This is a genomic window from Corynebacterium sp. (genome assembly GCF_052107835.1).
Lineage (GTDB): Bacteria > Actinomycetota > Actinomycetes > Mycobacteriales > Mycobacteriaceae > Corynebacterium.
In genome coordinates this window covers 1-17,806 of sequence record NZ_JBQEDF010000063.1, presented here as the reverse complement: position 1 = coordinate 17,806, position 17,806 = coordinate 1, and the positions used below count along the sequence as shown (strand labels likewise).

Here is a 17,806-nt window from a genome sequence, read left to right as displayed (position 1 = left end):
GTCCCCACGGTGACATGTCGTATCACTACTGTTTAGGAGACACGCCCTAGCGGCGCGGCTCGTCCAGCGCCCGCCCGATCCGTTCCACCGTGTCCGTGAGGACCGCGGCGGGCGTGGCGTGGTTGATGCGGTACCAGCCGCGGAAGTCGTGCCCGCAGCGCCGCCCGTCCGTGCCTGCCACACCGGCCCGGCTGTGCAGGTGGTTCTGGATGCTGCCCCTGACCCCGTACGCCCGTAGGTCGAGCCAGTCGAGGTAGGTGCCCTGCGGCGGGGTGAACCCGGCGTCGGGCAGATGCTCGGTAACCAGCCCGGTCAGCAGGTCGCGGTGGTGCTGCAGGTGGGCCACCAGGGCGTCCAGCCATTCCGTTCCGTCGTCGTAGGCGGCGATGGTGGCCTCGACACCCAGGTGGCCGACGGCGTGTCCTGTCCAGGTGCCGACCTTCGCCCACGTCGCGGAGTCCTGCTCGTTGAAGATCGTCTGCGAGCAGGTCAGCCCCGGAATGTTCCACCCCTTGGACGCCGAGGTCGCCGTCACGGTGTGGGAGGCCGCAGCGTCCGACAGGGAGGCGTAGGGGACGTGCGTGCGGCCGTCGTAGATGAGCGGCGCGTGGACCTCGTCGGCCCAGACCCGTCCGCCGTGGCGTTCCACGATGTCCACCAGCGCCGTGAGTTCATCACGGGTGTGGACGGTGCCGGTGGGGTTCCCCGGATTGACCAGGATCAACAGCCCCGCGCCGCGTGCGAACGCGTCCTCGATGGCCTCATGGTCGAAGGTCCAGGTGCTGTTCTGCTGGAGCAGGGGCACCTCGATGATCTCCCGGCCGTGGTCGCGCAGCAGGCGGAAGAACGGCATGTACGTCGGCGTCGGGACGATGACCGGGGTGCCGGGCGGCGAGAAATGCTCCAGTGTGACCTCCAGGGAGCTCAGCACCTCCGGTAGGACGCCGACGCGGGACGGGTCCACCGGCCAGTTGTAGCGCCCGCTGAGCAGGCGGGAGGTCGACTCTGCCAGGTCGGCCTTGCGGCCGACTGTGGTGTAGCCGAAGTCGAGGTTGTCGACCCGGGACTGCACGGCGCGCAGGACGGACGGTGCGGTGCCGAAGTCACTCTCGGCGACGAAGGTGCCGATCGCGTCGGGGAACGTCACCCACTTCGATCCGCCCCGGGAGCGGAGCTCGTCGACGGTGAGGTTCTCGAACGGGTCGAACATGCCCATGACTGCCTCCGTGGTGTCCCGGCGCTGCCCCTGCGCTACCTCTGCGCCAGCAGCGCCGCCTTGGTGAGGAATTTGTCGATGACGATCGTCAGCTGGCGGGTCTCGGTGAGGAAGCCGTCGTGCCCGGTGGGGGAGGTGATCTTCGACAGGCCGATGAAGTCACCGAGGTTGCGCGACAGGTGCTCCTGCTGGTGGTACGGGTACAGGATGTCCGTGTCCACACCGGCCACCATGGTCGGCACCTGCGAGGAACCCAGCACCGCGTTCATGCCGCCGCGTCCGCGTCCCACATCGTGGCGGTTCAGGGCGTCGGTCAGGATCACGTAGCTGCCGGCGTCGAACCGGGCCTCGAGCTTCTCCGCCTGACGGTCCAGGTAGCTCTCCACCGCGAAACGCTCGGTGGGGGAGTTGAAGGGGCCGTACGGGTTCTCACCGGGCTGGGGATCGTCGGCGAAGCGCTCGTCCAGCTCCAGCTCGCCGCGGTAGGTCAGGTGCGCGATGCGGCGGGCCTGGCCGAGGCCGTGGGAGGGAATGCGTCCCGAGCCGTGGTAGTCACCGTCCTGCCAGCAGGGGTCCGCGGTGATGAAGCGGATCTGCGCGGACTGGATGCCGATCTGCCAGGCTGCCGCACGGGCGGACACGGCGATCGGCAGCGCGGCCTCCACGAACTCCGGGAACATGAAGGTCCACTCCAGGACGCGCGCGCCGCCCATGGATGCGCCGACCACCCCACGGAGCCGGTCGATGCCCAGGACGTCCACCAGCAGGGTCTTCTCCGCGGCGACCAGGTCACGGATGGACAGGGCGGGGAAGCGGGAACCCCAGTACCCGCCGTCCGGGTGCTCCGACGACGGGCCGGTGGACCCCTGGCAGCCGCCCAGGCAGTTGGCGCAGAGCACCAGGTAGCGGGTGGTGTCCAGGGCCAGGCCCGGGCCGATGATGCCGGTCCACCACTCCGCGGCGTTGCCGTCGGCGGTCAGGGCGTGCTGGACCAGGATGACCGGTCGTGACACCGCCTCCTCCGCGGTCCCCGCGTACCAGGCGAAGAGCCGGAGTTCCACCCCGGGGACCTCCACCCCGGCCTCGGTGGTGAAGTCACCGATCGGCAGCGTCACCGAATCATGGGACGCGGGCAGGGTGCTGGGGTTGATGGCCACGGGGACTCCTGGGATTGGGTGGTTGTCTAGCTGATCGCGTCGAAGCCGAGCTTGAGGTCGGCGAGGATGTCCGAGACGTCCTCGATGCCCACGGACAGGCGCACGGTCGCCAGGTTCACCCCGGCACGCTCCAGTCCGTGCTGGTCGGACTGTGAGTGGGTGGTGGTCGCCGGGTGGACCACCAGGGAGCGCACATCGCCGACATTGGCCAGGTTGGAGTGCAGCTTCAGGGCGTCGATGAACGTCCAGGCCCTGTCGCGGGCCTCATCGGACCAGTTGTCGTCGACGGCGAGGTCGAAGGACAGGACGGACCCCGGGAATTCCAGGCCGAGCTTCTCCTTGGTCGCGTACCAGGGGGAGTCCGGCAGCCCGGCGTAGTTCACCTTCGCCACGGCCGGGTTGGTGGCCAGGGACTCGGCGACGATCTTGGCGTTCTCGTTGTGCTTGCGCACGCGCAGGTCCAGGGTGTCGAGACCCTGGATGGTGACCCAGGCGTTGAACGCTGACAGCGCAGCACCGGTGTCGCGCAGCAGGCCGACGCGGGCCTTCAGGCCGAAGGCGGGCGCGCCCAGGTCGGCGTACTTCAGCCCGTGGTAGGCGGGGTCCGGGGTGACGAAACCGGGGTAGAGGGGCTCGCCGTCGCGCTCGACCGTCCAGTCGAACGTCCCGCCGTCGACGAGGATGCCCCCGAGGCCGGAGCCGTTGCCCGTGTAGAACTTCGTCAGTGAGGACACCACGATGTCCGCGCCGAGTTCGATCGGACGGACCAGGGCGGCGGTGGCGACGGTGTTGTCCACGATCAGCGGTACGTTGTTGGAGTGCGCCACCTCGGCCAGCGCCGGGATGTCGAGGATGTCGGCCTGCGGGTTGGCGAAGGTCTCGCCGTAGAAGGCCTTGGTGTTGGGCTTCACCGCGTCCTGCCATGCCTCGAGGTTGTCCGGGTCCTCCACGAAGGTGACCTCGATGCCGAGGCGGGGCAGGGTGATGCCGAAGAGGGTCTCCGTGCCGCCGTAGAGGCGGGCGGAGGTGACGATGTGGTCGCCGGCGCCGGCGAGGTTGAAGATCGTGGCGGTCTCGGCGGCCTGGCCGGAGGCGAAGGCCACGGCGTGGACGCCGCCCTCCAGCGAGTTGATCCGGTTCTCCAGGACCTCCTGGGTGGGGTTGGTCAGGCGGCTGTAGACCGGACCCAGGTCCTCCAGGGCGAAGCGCTGCTTGGCGTGCTCGGCGGAGTCGAAGACATAGGACGTGGTGAGGTAGATCGGCTGGTTACGGGCACCGGTGTCCGAGTCGACGGTCTGGCCGGCGTGGACGGCGCGGGACGCGAAACCCCAGTTGTCGACCTCGGAGTTGTCGTACTTCGTGCTCATGTGGTGTGGGTCCTTCCGTGTTCGTGGCTGTGGCTGTTTGGCTGCAAACACAGTATCTCACCACCCCTTAAGCGGCAAACAGCTCGGTCTACTTTGAGGCGAATCCCCTGGTAAAGGCTTCGCTTATGGTAGACCGAGCGGTTCAGTTGTGGGGTGGTACCGAATGAAGAAACCACCCCACCGTGGCCGACTCAGGAACGGTCGGTGTGGCGGGGTGGTCAGGACCGGAGCGGTGATCAGTTCCGGGCGGTGAGCCCGTCGATGATCCGGTTGAATGTGGAGGACGGGCGCATCACCTTGGCGGTCTTCTCCTCGTCGATCCAGTAGTAGCCGCCGATGTCCTCACTGGTGCCCTGGCCGGAGCGCATCTCCTTCTTGATGGTCGGAAGCTGCTCCTCCAGCTCGTCGGCGACCGGGGCGAAGATCTCGGCGAGTTCCGCGTCCTCCGTCTGCTCGGCCAGGTTGCGGGCCCAGTAGCGCGCCAGCCAGTAGTGGCTGCCGCGGTTGTCGATCTCGCCCACGACGCGGGCCGGGGACTTGTCCTCGTTCAGCACCTTCTCGGTCGCCGCATCCAGCGCGTCGGCCAGGATCGGGGTGCGCGGGTTGTTGTCGGTCTCCGCGAGCTTGCGCAGGGACTCGGCCAGGGCCAGGAACTCGCCCAGGGAGTCCCAGCGGAGGTAGCCCTCGTCGATGAGCTGCTGCACGTGCTTCGGGGCGGAGCCGCCGGCACCGGTCTCGAACAGTCCGCCTCCGGCGATCAGCGGCACGATGGACAGCATCTTCGCGCTGGTGCCCAGCTCCATGATCGGGAAGAGGTCGGTGAGGTAGTCGCGCAGCACGTTGCCGGTGACCGAGATGGTGTTCTCACCGGCGCGGATCCGGTCGATGGACAGTTGGCAGGCCTCCTCCGGGGAGAGGATGCGGATGTCCAGGCCCTCGGTGGAGCCGACCAGCTCGGTGTCCTTGAGGTACTCCTCGACCTTGGCGGTGATGTTGCGGTCGTGGGCGCGCTCGGGGTCGAGCCAGAACACGGTGGGCCAGCCGGTGGACCGGGCACGGTTGACGGCGAGCTTGACCCAGTCGCGGATCGGAACGTCCTTCGCCTGGCAGGCGCGCCAGATGTCGCCGGGGGCGACCCGGTGGGACAGCAGGACGTCTCCGGCGGAGTCGACGACCTCGACGGTGCCCTCGGAGGCGATCTTGAAGGTCTTGTCGTGGGAGCCGTACTCCTCGGCCTTCTGCGCCATCAGACCGACGTTGGGGACGGTGCCCATGGTCGTTGGGTCGTAGGCGCCGTTCCTGCGGCAGTCGTCGATGACAACCTGGTAGACACCGGCGTAGGAGGAGTCGGGGATGACGGCCAGCGCGTCCTGCTCCTCGTCGTCGCGGTTCCACATGTGGCCGGAGGTGCGGATCATCGCCGGCATGGAGGCGTCGACGATCACGTCGGACGGGACGTGCAGGCCGGTGATGCCCTTGTCGGAGTTCACCATCGCCAGCGACGGCCCGTTGACCAGGGCCTCGTTGAAGGCGGTGCGGATCTCGTCGGCGAGGTTGCCGCCGATCTCGTCCCAGTTCTCGTCCAGCCCGGAGTAGATCGCGGCGAGGCCGTTCTCCCCGTTGAGACCGTAGGCGAGCAGGGTGTCCCCGTACTTCTCGAAGACGTCGGCGAAGAAGGCGCGGACGACGTGGCCGAAGATGATCGGGTCGGAGACCTTCATCATGGTGGCCTTCAGGTGCGCGGAGAAGAGGATGCCCTCCTCCTTCGCACGGGTGACCTGTGCCTTGAGGAACTCGTCCAGGTCGGCGGCGCGCAGGACGGTGGCGTCCACGATCTCCTTGTCCAGGACCGACAGACCGTCCTTCAGGACCTCCGTGGAACCATCGGCACCGACGAGCCGGATGGTGAGCGTGTCGTCGCCGTCGATCACCACGGACTTCTCGTTGTGGCGGAAGTCACCGTCGGACATCGTCGAGACGTTGGTTTTCGAATCCTTCGACCAGGCGCCCATGCGGTGCGGGTTCTTGCGGGCGAAGTTCTTCACGGCGGTGGGGGCGCGGCGGTCCGAGTTCCCCTCGCGCAGCACCGGGTTGACCGCGGAGCCCTTGACCGAGTCGTAGCGGGCGCGGGCGTCCTTCTCCTCGTCTGTCTCCGGCTCGTCCGGGAAGTCGGGCAGGTCGTAGCCGTGGCTCTGCAGCTCAGCGATGGCGGCCTTGAGCTGGGGGAGGGAGGCGGAGATGTTCGGCAGCTTGATGATGTTGGCGTCCGGCTGCTTGGTCAGGTCGCCGAGCTCCGCGAGGGCGTCCACCACGCGGTGCTCCTCGGGGAGCAGGTCGTTGAACGTCGCCAGGATGCGGGCGGCCAGGGAGATGTCCCGGGTCTCCACCGCCACTCCCGAGGTGGAGGCGAAGGCCTCGATGACGGGCTTCAGCGAGTAGGTCGCGAGCAACGGGGCTTCGTCGGTGCGTGTGTAGATGATTTTGGCCATGGGCCGGTGTCTCCCTCTAGTGGTCTCTTGAGTGCTGCAACTCGGGCGGCGTCCCCTCGTGAGGGACGACGGCCGGGCGCACCTGCGTCTGTGGTCGTCTATGTCGTCTAATGTGTTTCGTTCTTGTTGCCGTGTGCCGCTGGGCGCCTCCTCGGGTGGAAGGGTGCTGCCAGGGCATCTACCATCGCGATGATACGGCAAGGCGCGCGCCTCCGGCGGGCGCGGGTCGGCTGTTACCCCACACCCGGGGAGAGACGGTTATCTCTACATCAACGACGTGATATCCAAGGGCCGGGAATACATCTGAATCGATACCGGTTACCTGTTTTCTGTGACATCCGCCCACCGACAGGACCAGACCGGAGCTGAACGAACAGTTATGACAGCACCAGAGAAGCGCCCAGCATCACCCCCGGAGAAGAATCGGTACCGGCTCCAACGGCTGGCTGACCTGCCACGTCCGCACCTGCCCCACGGTGCCCACGTGCCGTTGCCTCCCCGCCCCCACCGCCGTCCGCTGCCCCGGCAGACGGAGATGGGCCGCCGTCGGCGCCCGATCGCCATCCTGATGCTCGCCCTGGGCGGCTTCGGCATCGGGACCACCGAGTTCGTGGCGATGGGTCTGCTGAACTACATCGCCGCCGATTTCCAGGTCTCCGAGGGCACGGCCGGCAACGTGATCACCGCCTACGCGATGGGCGTGGTCATCGGCGCACCCGTGATCACCGCCGTCACCGGACGGATGCCACGGCGCAGACTGGTGATCCTCCTGATGGTCGCCTTCACCGTCGGCAACGCACTGAGCGTGCTCGCCGGCTCCTTCGGCATGCTCATGGTCGCCCGGTTCATCGCCGGAATCCCGCACGGCGCCTTCTTCGCCGCGGCCGCACTGATCGCCGCGTCCATGGCGGAGCCGGGGCAGCGGGGACGCGCCGTCGCCCAGGTGTCGATGGGACTGTCGATCGCCACGCTGGCCGGTGTTCCGGCGGCCCAGTGGATCGGCCAGGTCCTCGGCTGGCACGCGGCCTTCGCCCTGGTGGCGGTCATCGGCCTGGTGACGCTGGCCGGCCTCTGGTACTCCGTGCCGCACATGGTGCTGATGCCGGCGACGAATCCGCTGACCGAGCTCAGTGCCCTGATCAACCCCCAGGTGATGCTGACGCTGCTGCTCGGCGCGGTCGGCTTCGGCGGGATGTTCTGCGTCTACACCTACATATCGTGGACGATGACCGAGCGGGCCGGATTCCCCGAGGCCATGATGTGGCTGGTGCTGATGGTCTACGGCATCGGCATGGTGCTGGGCACCTACGTCGGTGGACGCCTCGCGGACATCAACGTGGAGGGCACCATCCTCGGCTCCCTGATCGCCATGGTGGTCATGCTCGGTGCCTTCTACTTCGTGAGCACCAACGCTTTCCTGGCGATCGTGCTCTTCGGCCTGGTGGCCATGTCCGGGTCGGTGATGTCGCTGAACCTGCAGACGCGGCTGATGGATGTCGCCGGGGACGCGCAGAACCTGGCGGCCTCGATGAACCACTCGGCGCTGAACCTGGCGAACGCCGGGGGAGCCGCCGTCGGTGGCATGGTGATCAACGCCGGTTTCTCCTACTCCGCCCCGGCGTTGGCCGGGATGGGGATGGCGTTGTGCGGCATCGCCGTGTTCATCCCCACGTACCTGCTGCGCCGGCGGAAGGACGCACGCCGCTAGTCTGGTCGCCATGACCTCAACCCCAGTCACTGTCGCCACCGTCAACGTCAACGGCATCCGCGCCGCCGCGAAGGTCCGCAACGAGAACAACCACGGGATCCTGCCGTGGCTGGAGCAGACCCCGGCGGACGTCGTCCTGATGCAGGAGGTCCGCGCGACCCCGGAGCAGACGCGGAAGGCCCTGGCCCCCGCACTGGAGGGTGGATGGCACCTGGAGCAGGCCGATGCGGCGGCGAAGGGCCGCGCGGGCGTCGCGATCCTGTCGCGCCAGGAGATCACGGACGTGCAGGTCGGGCTCGGGGACGTGCCGGGTGCCGACGAGTTCGCGGACTCCGGGCGCTGGGTCGAAGCAACCACCGCGGGCATCCGCGTGGCCAGCGTGTACCTGCCCTCGGGTGAACAGGGGACGGGCAAGCAGGACGAGAAGTTCCGCTTCCTCGACGTCCTCGGGCCCTACCTCGCCTCGCACTCCGCCGGGCAGTTCGTGGTGGGTGGGGACTGGAACATCTGCCACCGCCGGGCTGACCTGAAGAACTGGCGTCCGAACCGGAAGGTCTCCGGTTTCCTGCCGGACGAGCGTGCGTTCATGGATTCGATGCTGGGCACATTCCCGGACGGGGCCACGCAGGTCGGTGACACCACCGATGCGGGACGCAACGGCAACCCCGGCGGTGTCCCGGGCGACTTCTTCGGGGCGGTCGACTACACGCCGGGGGACGTGGCCCGTGGCAGGGTCGCGGCGGGTGCCCCGTCTGACCCGCAGTGGTTCGACGTGCTGCGCCGGCTGAACGCGGATGTGGAGGAGGGGCCGTACTCCTGGTGGACGTGGCGAGGGAAGGCCTTCGACACCGGTGCAGGGTGGCGGATCGACTACCAGGTGGCGAGCAGGGCGCTGTTCGAGCGGGCCACCGAGGCATGGGTGGACAAGGCGGACGCCTACGACCTGCGGTGGAGCGACCACTCCCCGGTGCTCGTGACGTACAAGTAGCTGGCACATGCACCCGAACATCCCGCCCGTGGACCAGTTGGTGACACTCGCCGCGGTGGACAAGCGCCGCAGCATCGCCGCTGCCGCGCGCGACCTGGACCTGAGCCAGCAGACGGTCAGCGCACGGGTCGCTGCCGCGGAGAGGACCCTGGGCACCCCGGTCTTCGAGCGCACCACCAGCGGATGCCTCGCCACCGGACCGGGGCGCCGGATCCTGGATGCGGCCGCCACCTACCTCGCGGCGGCCGAGGGGTTCTCCCGTGAGGTGACGCGGACGACAGTGCCTGAGGGGCAGACGGGGTCACGGATCCTGCAGGTCGCGGTCTCCAACACGATCGCCGAACTGTACTTCCCGGTGTGGGCGGCGCGCTTCCACAGGGAGCGTCCGGACGTCCGGTTGTCGATGCGTCCGCGCAACAGCGCGGAGGTCTGCGACGAGGTCGCCGACGGGGACTGCGTCCTCGGCTTCGTCGAGGGGGCGGCGGTGCGGCACGGGCTGGCGTCCACGGTGGTCGGGGTGGATGACCTGGTGGTCGTGGTCCCGGCGTCCCACCCCTGGGTGGGGCGGGAGGTCAGTGCGAACACCCTGCGCACCACCCCGCTGATCACCCGCGAGCGCGGCTCGGGCAGCCGCGAGATCGTGGAGAACACCCTCGGCCGCATCGCGACCCCGGCCGGCGAGTTCGGGTCCCTGTCCGCGCAGCGTGCCGCGGTGACGGGGATGGGGGAGCCGACGGTGATCGCCGAACGCGCGGTGGCCGAGCAGGTGGCGTCCGGCGCCCTGGTGCGTGTCCCGGTGCGCGGGGTGACGTTCCGGCGCTCGCTGCGGGCGGTGTACCCGCGGCAGGTGACCCTGGACGAGGACGCGGCCGCCCTGCTTGACCTGGCGCGCCGGACGGGCGGCACTGCTGTGTAGTGCGTTGGGCGTGCCGGGGTAAAGTCGTGTGCCATGAGCGATAGCGGTGAAGACGCAGTACAGATCAAGCGCGTCCTGTCTGGCATCCAGCCCACGGCGGACTCCTACCACCTCGGCAACTACCTGGGGGCCGTGAAGCAGTGGATCGAGCTGCAGGACGGGTACGACGCCTTCTACTTCATCCCGAACCTGCACGCGATCACCGTGGACCAGGATCCGGGGGAACTGAAGGACAGGACGCTGGCCGGCGTGGCGCAGCTGCTCGCGCTGGGCATCGACCCGGAGAAGTCGACGATCTTCGTGCAGTCGCAGGTGCCGCAGCACGCGGAACTGGCCTGGGTGCTTACCTGCCTGACCGGGTTCGGTGAGGCGTCCCGCATGACGCAGTTCAAGGACAAGTCGGCCAAGCGCGGCGCGGAGCGGACCTCGGCGGGCCTGTTCATGTACCCGATGCTGATGGCGGCCGATATCCTGCTGTACCGCCCGCAGCTGGTGCCGGTCGGGGAGGACCAGCGTCAGCACCTGGAGCTGACCCGCAACCTGGCCGAGCGCTTCAACGCGCGTTTCGGCGAGACCTTCGAGGTTCCGGACGGGTTCATCCCCGAGGGCGCGGCGAAGATCTACGACCTGCAGGATCCGACGTCGAAGATGAGCAAGTCCGGTGAGAACCCGAAAGGTCTGGTGAATCTGCTGGACGAGCCGAAGACCTCGGCGAAGCGGATCAAGTCCGCCGTGACGGACAACGACGGCGAGATCCGCTACGACCGTGAGAACAAGCCCGGGGTCTCGAATCTGCTGGTGATCCAGTCGGCGCTGACCGGGCGGCCGGTGGACTCGATCGTGGAGGGGTACCAGGCGGCCGGAGCGCAGTACGGCGCCCTGAAGACGGACACGGCCGACGCACTGCAGGCGTTCACCACCCCACTGAAGGCCCGGTACGACGAGTACATGTCCGACCCGGCGGAGCTGCAGGCGATCCTCGACCGCGGCGCGGAGAAGGCCGGAGTCGTCGCGGAGTCCGTGGTCGCGGATGTCTACGGGAAGATGGGGCTGCTGCGGTAACGGGGCTGCTGCGGTAGGGGGAACACGGTCATGGTGGTGCCGCGTCCACCGGCACCCCGTCCACGTCATGAACTACGGTGGTAGGGCATCCTTCACAGATCATGACGTAAGAGACGTACAAGAGGAGTCCCTACGATGGCTCGCACAACCACCGCCGCGGACGCGGACCGGCTCGACGACCACGGCATTGAACGGTCGACGGACGACGAACCCACCGCGATCGACAAGTACCGGGACAAGTGGCCCTGGTTCGACCACATCATGCGGATGAACGAACGCTATGGTGACCAGGGCGGAAACCACTTCGCCGCCGGCATCACCTACTTCTCGGTCCTGTCGATTTTCCCGCTGATCATGCTGGTCTTCGCGACCGCGGCCATGGTTCTCGCGGGCGACGAGGACCTGCTCGACGACATCACCGAGTCCATCACCGAATCAGCCGGTGACGACCTCGGGGCCACCCTGAACGACATCATCTCCGGGGCCATCGACCAACGTGGCAGCGTGTTCGGAATTGGTCTTGTTCTGGCCCTGTGGACCGGCCTGGGCTGGATGGCCAACCTGCGGCTCGGGGTCTCCGAGATGTGGAAGGTCGACGGCAAGGCGGAGAACTTCGTCAAGGGCAAGATCAGCGACCTCATCGGGCTGATCGGCCTGCTCCTGGCCCTGGTGGTGGCCTTCGGCGTCACGGCCATCGGCGGTGGCGGTTTCACCGCCAGCCTGCTGGACACCATCGGGTTGGGGGACATCCCCGGTATCCGGTTCCTCACCTGGCTTGTCGCACTGCTGGTCGCGCTGATCGCCAACTGGATCGTGTTCTTCTGGCTGATGCTCTACCTGCCGCGCACCCACGTTCCGCGTCCTGCGGCGGCGCGGGCGGCGGTGATCGGCGCGATCGCCTTCGAGCTGATCAAGCAGTTCGCCACCCTGCTGTTCTCCAATGCGTTGTCCAGCCCGGCCGCTGCCGCGTTCGGTCCGATCATCGGAATCATGGTGATGCTCTACCTGATCTGGCGCATCGTGCTGTACCTGTCCGCCTGGACCGCCACGACCCCTGAGGCCCTGGCCGAGATGGTGCCGGACGCCCCGCCGCCGGCGGTCATCCGGGTGCGTCAGGAGGTCCGCCCGGGGGCCCGGAGCGTCAGCAAGGCCGGGTTGGTCGCCGGCGGAACCGCCGCCGGCGCCGCAGCCGTGGGGCTGGTCGGTCGGGCATTCCGGAAGAGGTAGCCTACCTCCGCCGGAGGCGGGCCGCGCCGAGTCCGAGACCGACCAGGATCATCGCGGCGAGGCCGACCCCCACGATGGCCCGGGTGTCCACCCCCTGGGCACCGGAGCTGTCCCCACTGTCCCCGGCGTCCGAATCCACGGGAGGAGCGGCGGCCACGGCCGACGGGGGAGAGGATTCACCGGCTGCAGTCCCGGCACCCTCCTCGGACGCATTCACCAATCCGCCAGCGGAGGCACCCTCCGGCGCATCGAATCCCGCGTCCATCAGGTCGATCGCCTGCTCCCACGGTCGTCCCGCCGCGATCGTGGAGTTCAGCATCACCACACCGAGCTCACGTCCGCCACGCTCGGCGGCGACGGCGAAGGTGTGGCGGGCGTTGTCGGTGAAGCCGGTCTTGCCGCCGATCGTCCCGGGGTAGTTGAACAGCATCCCGTTGTCGCTGGAGACCTGGAAGCCGTCCTCGTCACCGAAGCCCGGGAAGTCCATGGTCTCGGTCCCCAGCAGTTTCCGGGCCTCCTCGTCCTGGAAGACCGCCTGGTAGATCAACCCCATGTCGTAGGCGGTGGTCTGCACCCCGGGGTTGTCGAGTCCGTGGACGGTCCGCACGCGGGTGGCCCGGGTTCCCAGGGAGTCGGCGAGGTCCTGCATCTTCCGGACCACCGCGTCCTGCCCGCCCATGGCCTCCGCCAGAGCGATGGCGGCGTCGTTGCCGGAGCGCATGACCAGGCCCAGCAGCAGTTGGCGGGCCGTGTACCGGCCCTCGGTGCCCACCCCGACACGGGAGCCCTCGATGTTCGCCGCCTCGTCACTGACCCGGATGCGCTCGTCCAGGTCCAGTTCGTCCAGTGCAGTCAGCAGAAGCAGTGCCTTGATGATCGACGCCGGACGGTAGAGCCCGTACGGGTCCTTCGCCGCGAGCACGTCGCCGGAACCGATGTCGAAGAGGACGTAGGATCCCAGGCTCAACCGGTCGGGGACATCCATGCCGTCCGCGGCGACCTCCCCGCAGGTGTCCAGGTCCTCCCCTCCGGGACCGGGCAGGTCGACGGTGATGGGGGACGGGGCGTCCTGCCCCCGCCGCGGCATGCCGTCCGCATCGAACGCCGGTGGGAGTTCGTCGGCGAAGGGGCAGTCATCGGTGGCGAGGAACCTGTCCCGCGGGAGACGGTCACCCGGGGAGGCGGTGAGGGGGAGCCATTCGTCCCGGTCCACCCCATTGAGGCCGGGTTCGGCGACGGCGGGTGTGGCCAGCGGAAATGTCACGGCAACGGCCATCGCTGGGGCCAGGAGTGCCGTGGTGCGGCGGCGGAGATGGAGAGTCATGAGGGGTTCAGTGTAGCCCGATCGCGCCCGCACGCGGACACCATCGGCCCCCACCGCTATCCTGGATCACCATGAGCGACAGCGATTCCGAGACCACGTCCACCGTCGATCCAGCCATCGTCAAGCGGCTGCCCAAGGTTGAACTCCACGACCACCTGGACGGCGGTCTGCGACCCCAGACCATCATCGACATCGCCGCGGAAACCGGCTACGACGGCCTGCCCACGACCGATGCCGCTGAGCTGGAGAAGTGGTTCTTCGACGCCGCGAACTCCGGCGACCTTCCGACCTACCTCACCACCTTCGACCACACCACCGCGGTGATGCAGACCAGGGATGCACTGGTGCGCGTGACCCGCGAAGCCGTCGAGGACCTCGCCGCCGACGGTGTCTGCTACGCCGAACTGCGGTTCGCCCCGGAACAGCACCAGGCTGCGGGCCTGAGCCTGCAGGAGGTTGTCGAGGCGGCCGTCCAGGGCGTCAAGGAGGGCGAGCACGTGATCGGCGCCGGTGGTGGACGCATCCACGTCCGGCTGCTGCTGGACGCCATGCGCCACGCCGACCGCGCCTCCGAGATCGCACAGCTCACGGTCGACAACTACGGTGTGCACTCCCCGGGCGAAGGCTACGTGGTCGGTTTCGACATCGCCGGTGCCGAGGACGGGTTCCCGGCATCCAACCATGTCGAGGCGTTCCGCATCCTGCGGGAGAACCTGGTTCCGGTCACCGTGCACGCCGGGGAGGCAGCGGGTGTGGAGTCGATCGCCGACGGGCTGCGCCAGGGCGCGGTGCGTATCGGCCACGGTGTGCGGATCTACGAGGACCTCGACGCCACGATGAACGGCATCGAACTGGGCGAGATCGCCACGTTCGTGCGTGATCGCCGAATCCCGCTGGAGATCTGCCCGACGTCCAACACCCAGACCGGCGTGTGCGACACCGTGGCCGACCACCCCTTCAACCTGCTGTACGAGCTGGGTTTCACCTGCACCGTGAACACGGACAACCGGCTGGTGTCCGGCTGCTCGATGACCGGTGAGATGCTGGCGCTGGCGGAGAACTTCGATCTCGAGTACTGGCAGTTCCTGGAGATGACCACCAACGCGCTGGACAACGCCTTCTGCGACCAGCCGCTGCGTGAGTCGCTGGAACGTGAGGTCATCTACCCGGCCTACGCGGAACTGGGTGACGCCCTGGGCTCGGGGGAGGGCGACGCCGAGGGGCTCGGGGAGCTCCACGGTTCGCACCTCGAGCACGTCCACCAGGGTGTGGGCTCCGACGAGGTCGAGTTGTCGATGGAGAACCTGCGCGCCGAGCTGGAGGAACTGGGGCTGAGCCTCGACGACGGTGACGAGGACGACGACACCGACGGCGATGCCGAGGGTGGGCCCGGGAAATAGGGGCGCCCCGGGTCTAGCCGGTCAGCCAATCCCACCAGGAGCGGTTGAGCTTCTCACCATGGTCCCGGACGGTGATGCTGACGTCCCCGCCCCAGCTCCTTCCGGTGAGGATGACGGTGGGGGAGGACGGCCCCACGTTGCGCCCGGGCTCCTCGGATACATCGGACATGACGCCGTTGATGCGGTTGTCCACCTTCACACCCGGCGGGACGGTCACGTTGATCGTCCCGAAGTACGAGGTGATGTCGAGGACGGTGACGGGTGCTGACAGCGTGGCCTCGCGCAGGTCGAAGGTGAGGTCCGAGGCGATGAGGGTGTGGGTCTCCCGCTCGGCGAGCTGGTAGGCACCTGCCCTGGTGATGTCGTTGAACCAGTGGGTGGTTCCGGCCTGGGTGAGTGGGGCAGGTGCGGAGTCGTAGAGGCGGGGAGCGGGCGGGGCAGCCTTGGCCGCGAGGTTGTCGATGTCCTCGTCAGTGCGCTCACCCCGGACGAGCTTCTCGATGCGTCCGAACTGCCCGGGATCCGTGGTGTCCCAGATGACGTCGACGAGCTCGGAGAACTCGGCCAGATCGATGCGTCCCTGCCCGACGGCGCGGGTGAGGTCGTCGTTGAGCTGCTGCCGGCGGGAGTCGTCGATGCGGTCCGGGAGGTTGTCCATGGTGCCAAGGGTAGTCGGTGGTCGCGCGGCCATGAGTTCACTTCCTCGGTTCATGTACTTCCCGGACCCTGTTGAATCCTTCACCGAGAGCACTGAACCATGCAGCTGTTGCGGAGAGATCCGGGGGCGGGATTACCGAAGGAACGTGTATTGCGTGCGTGATGGGCCGGAGCATCTGTGCCCTTGGTGCATCGCCGACGGTTCAATGGCGGAGGAACGGCTGGGCATGCTGGGACCGGACCAGTCCGAAGTGCTCTACCTGTTCCGCTGCAGTGGGTGTGACCGCCACCTTGCATACACTGACATGGGATGACTCTTCGCCGTGTCATGGCTTCAGCCATCGCGCGCCTGTCCCTGATCGCACCGCTTTGCGGGTTTGCACTTCAGTTGGGACGGACATAACGGTGCGACGAGGTACCTGCGGTTGTGACCGGCGAGCTGGCAAGGAACTCCCAAGGCCTGCAGGTGGGGAGGTCTGAACCGATACACTTGATCGAGAAACACCGAGGTCAGACCACTTGACTTTGCAGGTCACCTCCCCGTTGACTGACACCTTGTGACTTTCAAGAAGACTCTCAGGGCACGGTCCCGGACCGCCGTTTCCGCAGTGGCGGCCCTCCTCGCCGTCGGCCTCACAGCCTCCGCCTGTTCCTCCACCGGCGGCGCCCCGCGCGGCAACGGTGACGGGGACGGCGGCGGCACCGTCGACACACCGCGTTACGTCGTCTCCATGGTCAGCCACGGCGCGCCGGGCGACACCTTCTGGGACCTCGTGCGCAAGGGAGCCGAGGACGCGGCCCAGAAGAACAACATTGAGCTGCGGTACAGTTCCGACCCGGAGGCCCCCAACCAGGCCAGCCTGGTCCAATCCGCCATTGACTCGGAGGTCGACGGCCTCGCCGTGACCATGCCGAACGCCGAGGCGATCGGCCCGGCCGCACAGCGTGCTGTCGACGCAGGTATCCCCACCGTCGGCCTCAACGCCGGCATGGAGGACTACGAGAACTACGGCCTGACCGGCTTCTTCGGTCAGGAGGAGGGCGTTGCCGGTGAACGCGCCGGTGAGCGCCTCCAGCAGGAGGGCGCCGAGAAGGTGCTCTGCGTAATTCACGAGCAGGGCAACTCATCCCAGGAGGCCCGCTGCGACGGCATCGCCGACGGCCTGGACACCGGCTCAGTGGAGATCCTCTACGTCAACGGCAAGGAGCTCACCTCCGTGAAGTCCACCGTCCAGTCCAAGCTGGCGCAGGACTCCTCGATCGACTGGGTCATGGGCCTGGTCACACCGGTCTCCCTCGTTGTCGCCGACGCCGCCGACGACACGGGCGCGGACATCCGGATCGGCACCTTCGACACCAACGCCGAGCTCGTCCCGGCCATCCAGAACGACCGGATCAGTTTCGCCGTCGACCAGCAGCCCTACCTGCAGGGCTACATGGCAGTCGACTCGCTGTGGCTGGCCAAGCGCAACGGCACCACGGTCGGCGGCGGGCGTCCGGTCTACACCGGCCCCAGCTTCGTCGACGCCGGGAACATCGACACCATCGCGGACGCCACGAAGGAGGGTCTGCGATGACACTCGCGAAGATCCTGCGACGCCCCGAACTGGCGAGTCTCGTCGGGGCCGTGGCGATATTCGTCCTGTTCATGGTCGTCGCCCCTAGTTTCCGTTCGCTGGACGCCTTCTCCACCGTCTTGTACACGTCGTCCACCCTGGGCATCATCGCGTTGGCCGTCGGACTGTTGATGATCGGTGACGAATTCGACCTGTCCACCGGTGTCGCAGTGACGACGACGGCGCTCGCGGCATCGATGCTGGCCTACAACCTCCACCTGCAGACCTGGGTCGGATCCCTGCTCGCCCTGGCCATCGCGCTGGGCATCGGATTCTTCAACGGCTTCATGGTGACCCGCACCGGCATCCCCAGCTTCCTGATCACCCTGGCGACGTTCCTCATGCTCCAGGGGCTGAACCTGGCGGTGACGAAACTGGTGAACGACCAGGTCGCCACACCGGTGATCTCGGATATGCAGGGGTACGAGTTCTGCCGGCGGCTCTTCGCCGGCTCGGTCAACATCCTCGGCGTCACGGTCCAGGTCACCGTCTTCTGGTGGATCCTGTTCGTCGCCATCGCCACCTGGGTGCTGTTCAAGACGAGGTTCGGGAACTGGATCTTCGCCGTCGGCGGGGACAAGGAGGCCGCCCGTGCGGTCGGCGTGCCGGTCGACCGGGTGAAGATCATCCTGTTCATGACCGTCGCCGCGTCCTGCTGGTTCGTCGGCCAGCACAACCT

The 17,806-nt window shown here is 67.7% G+C and carries 15 protein-coding genes; 9 read left to right on the top strand and 6 right to left on the bottom strand.

All coding sequences use genetic code 11. The features are described 5' to 3' along the window. Positions 1–46: 46 nt before the first annotated feature. The 4 genes from ACTIL2_RS13335 to ACTIL2_RS13320 form a co-directional block, all read right to left on the bottom strand. The gene (locus tag ACTIL2_RS13335; protein WP_442337957.1) at positions 47–1,216 is read right to left on the bottom strand and encodes a MalY/PatB family protein; all 1,170 of its coding nucleotides are present in this window, start codon (positions 1,214–1,216) and stop codon (positions 47–49) included. A 35-nt stretch (positions 1,217–1,251) separates the two neighbouring features. After that, on the bottom strand, positions 1,252–2,367 hold the full coding sequence (gene metX, locus ACTIL2_RS13330; protein ID WP_442337959.1) for a homoserine O-acetyltransferase MetX: 1,116 nt from the start codon (positions 2,365–2,367) through the stop codon (positions 1,252–1,254). A 32-nt stretch (positions 2,368–2,399) separates the two neighbouring features. After that, positions 2,400–3,740, bottom strand: coding sequence for an O-acetylhomoserine/O-acetylserine sulfhydrylase (locus tag ACTIL2_RS13325; protein WP_442337956.1), 1,341 nt, complete (start codon positions 3,738–3,740; stop codon positions 2,400–2,402). 236 nt (positions 3,741–3,976) lie between these two features. After that, positions 3,977–6,229: an NADP-dependent isocitrate dehydrogenase gene (locus ACTIL2_RS13320; protein WP_442337955.1), complete on the bottom strand. Its 2,253-nt coding sequence runs from the start codon at positions 6,227–6,229 to the stop codon at positions 3,977–3,979. A gap of 535 nt (positions 6,230–6,764) precedes the next feature. Between ACTIL2_RS13320 and ACTIL2_RS13315 the strand changes: the two genes are divergently transcribed. From ACTIL2_RS13315 to ACTIL2_RS13295, 5 genes are all read left to right on the top strand, one after another. After that, positions 6,765–7,937 carry an MFS transporter gene (locus tag ACTIL2_RS13315; protein WP_442337958.1) on the top strand — a complete coding sequence of 391 codons (1,173 nt, stop codon included), beginning with the start codon at positions 6,765–6,767 and terminating at the stop codon, positions 7,935–7,937. A 10-nt stretch (positions 7,938–7,947) separates the two neighbouring features. After that, positions 7,948–8,925, top strand: a complete 978-nt coding sequence (locus ACTIL2_RS13310) for an exodeoxyribonuclease III (RefSeq protein WP_442337954.1) — start codon at positions 7,948–7,950, stop codon at positions 8,923–8,925. Positions 8,926–8,932: 7 nt separating this feature from the next. Beyond that, complete coding sequence (locus ACTIL2_RS13305; RefSeq protein ID WP_442337953.1) at positions 8,933–9,841, top strand: LysR family transcriptional regulator; 909 nt, start codon at positions 8,933–8,935, stop codon at positions 9,839–9,841. A gap of 33 nt (positions 9,842–9,874) precedes the next feature. Further along, a complete protein-coding gene (gene trpS, locus ACTIL2_RS13300; RefSeq protein WP_442337952.1) occupies positions 9,875–10,903 on the top strand; it encodes a tryptophan--tRNA ligase in 1,029 nt (342 codons plus the stop codon). Positions 10,904–11,038: 135 nt separating this feature from the next. Beyond that, a complete protein-coding gene (locus tag ACTIL2_RS13295; RefSeq protein ID WP_442337951.1) occupies positions 11,039–12,130 on the top strand; it encodes a YhjD/YihY/BrkB family envelope integrity protein in 1,092 nt (363 codons plus the stop codon). 1 nt (position 12,131) lies between these two features. On the opposite strand, the gene ACTIL2_RS13290 is transcribed toward ACTIL2_RS13295, so the two are convergent. After that, on the bottom strand, positions 12,132–13,454 hold the full coding sequence (locus ACTIL2_RS13290) for a D-alanyl-D-alanine carboxypeptidase family protein (protein WP_442337950.1): 1,323 nt from the start codon (positions 13,452–13,454) through the stop codon (positions 12,132–12,134). A 71-nt stretch (positions 13,455–13,525) separates the two neighbouring features. Between ACTIL2_RS13290 and ACTIL2_RS13285 the strand changes: the two genes are divergently transcribed. Further along, complete coding sequence (locus ACTIL2_RS13285; protein ID WP_442337949.1) at positions 13,526–14,854, top strand: adenosine deaminase; 1,329 nt, start codon at positions 13,526–13,528, stop codon at positions 14,852–14,854. Between the two features lie 13 nt (positions 14,855–14,867). Here the strand turns inward: ACTIL2_RS13285 and ACTIL2_RS13280 are convergent, their stop codons facing one another. After that, a complete protein-coding gene (locus tag ACTIL2_RS13280) occupies positions 14,868–15,512 on the bottom strand; it encodes a hypothetical protein (RefSeq protein WP_442337948.1) in 645 nt (214 codons plus the stop codon). Here ACTIL2_RS13280 and ACTIL2_RS13275 point away from each other — a divergent pair. From ACTIL2_RS13275 to ACTIL2_RS13265, 3 genes are all read left to right on the top strand, one after another. Continuing rightward, positions 15,427–15,825 (top strand): CbrC family protein, encoded by a 399-nt coding sequence (locus ACTIL2_RS13275; protein WP_442337947.1) that lies wholly within the window; start codon positions 15,427–15,429, stop codon positions 15,823–15,825. The genes ACTIL2_RS13280 and ACTIL2_RS13275 overlap by 86 nt on opposite strands. A gap of 243 nt (positions 15,826–16,068) precedes the next feature. After that, positions 16,069–17,088 (top strand): substrate-binding domain-containing protein, encoded by a 1,020-nt coding sequence (locus ACTIL2_RS13270; RefSeq protein WP_442337946.1) that lies wholly within the window; start codon positions 16,069–16,071, stop codon positions 17,086–17,088. Next, on the top strand, positions 17,085–17,806 hold a 722-nt coding region (locus ACTIL2_RS13265), incomplete at its 3' end, for an ABC transporter permease (protein ID WP_442337945.1). The genes ACTIL2_RS13270 and ACTIL2_RS13265, both read left to right, overlap by 4 nt.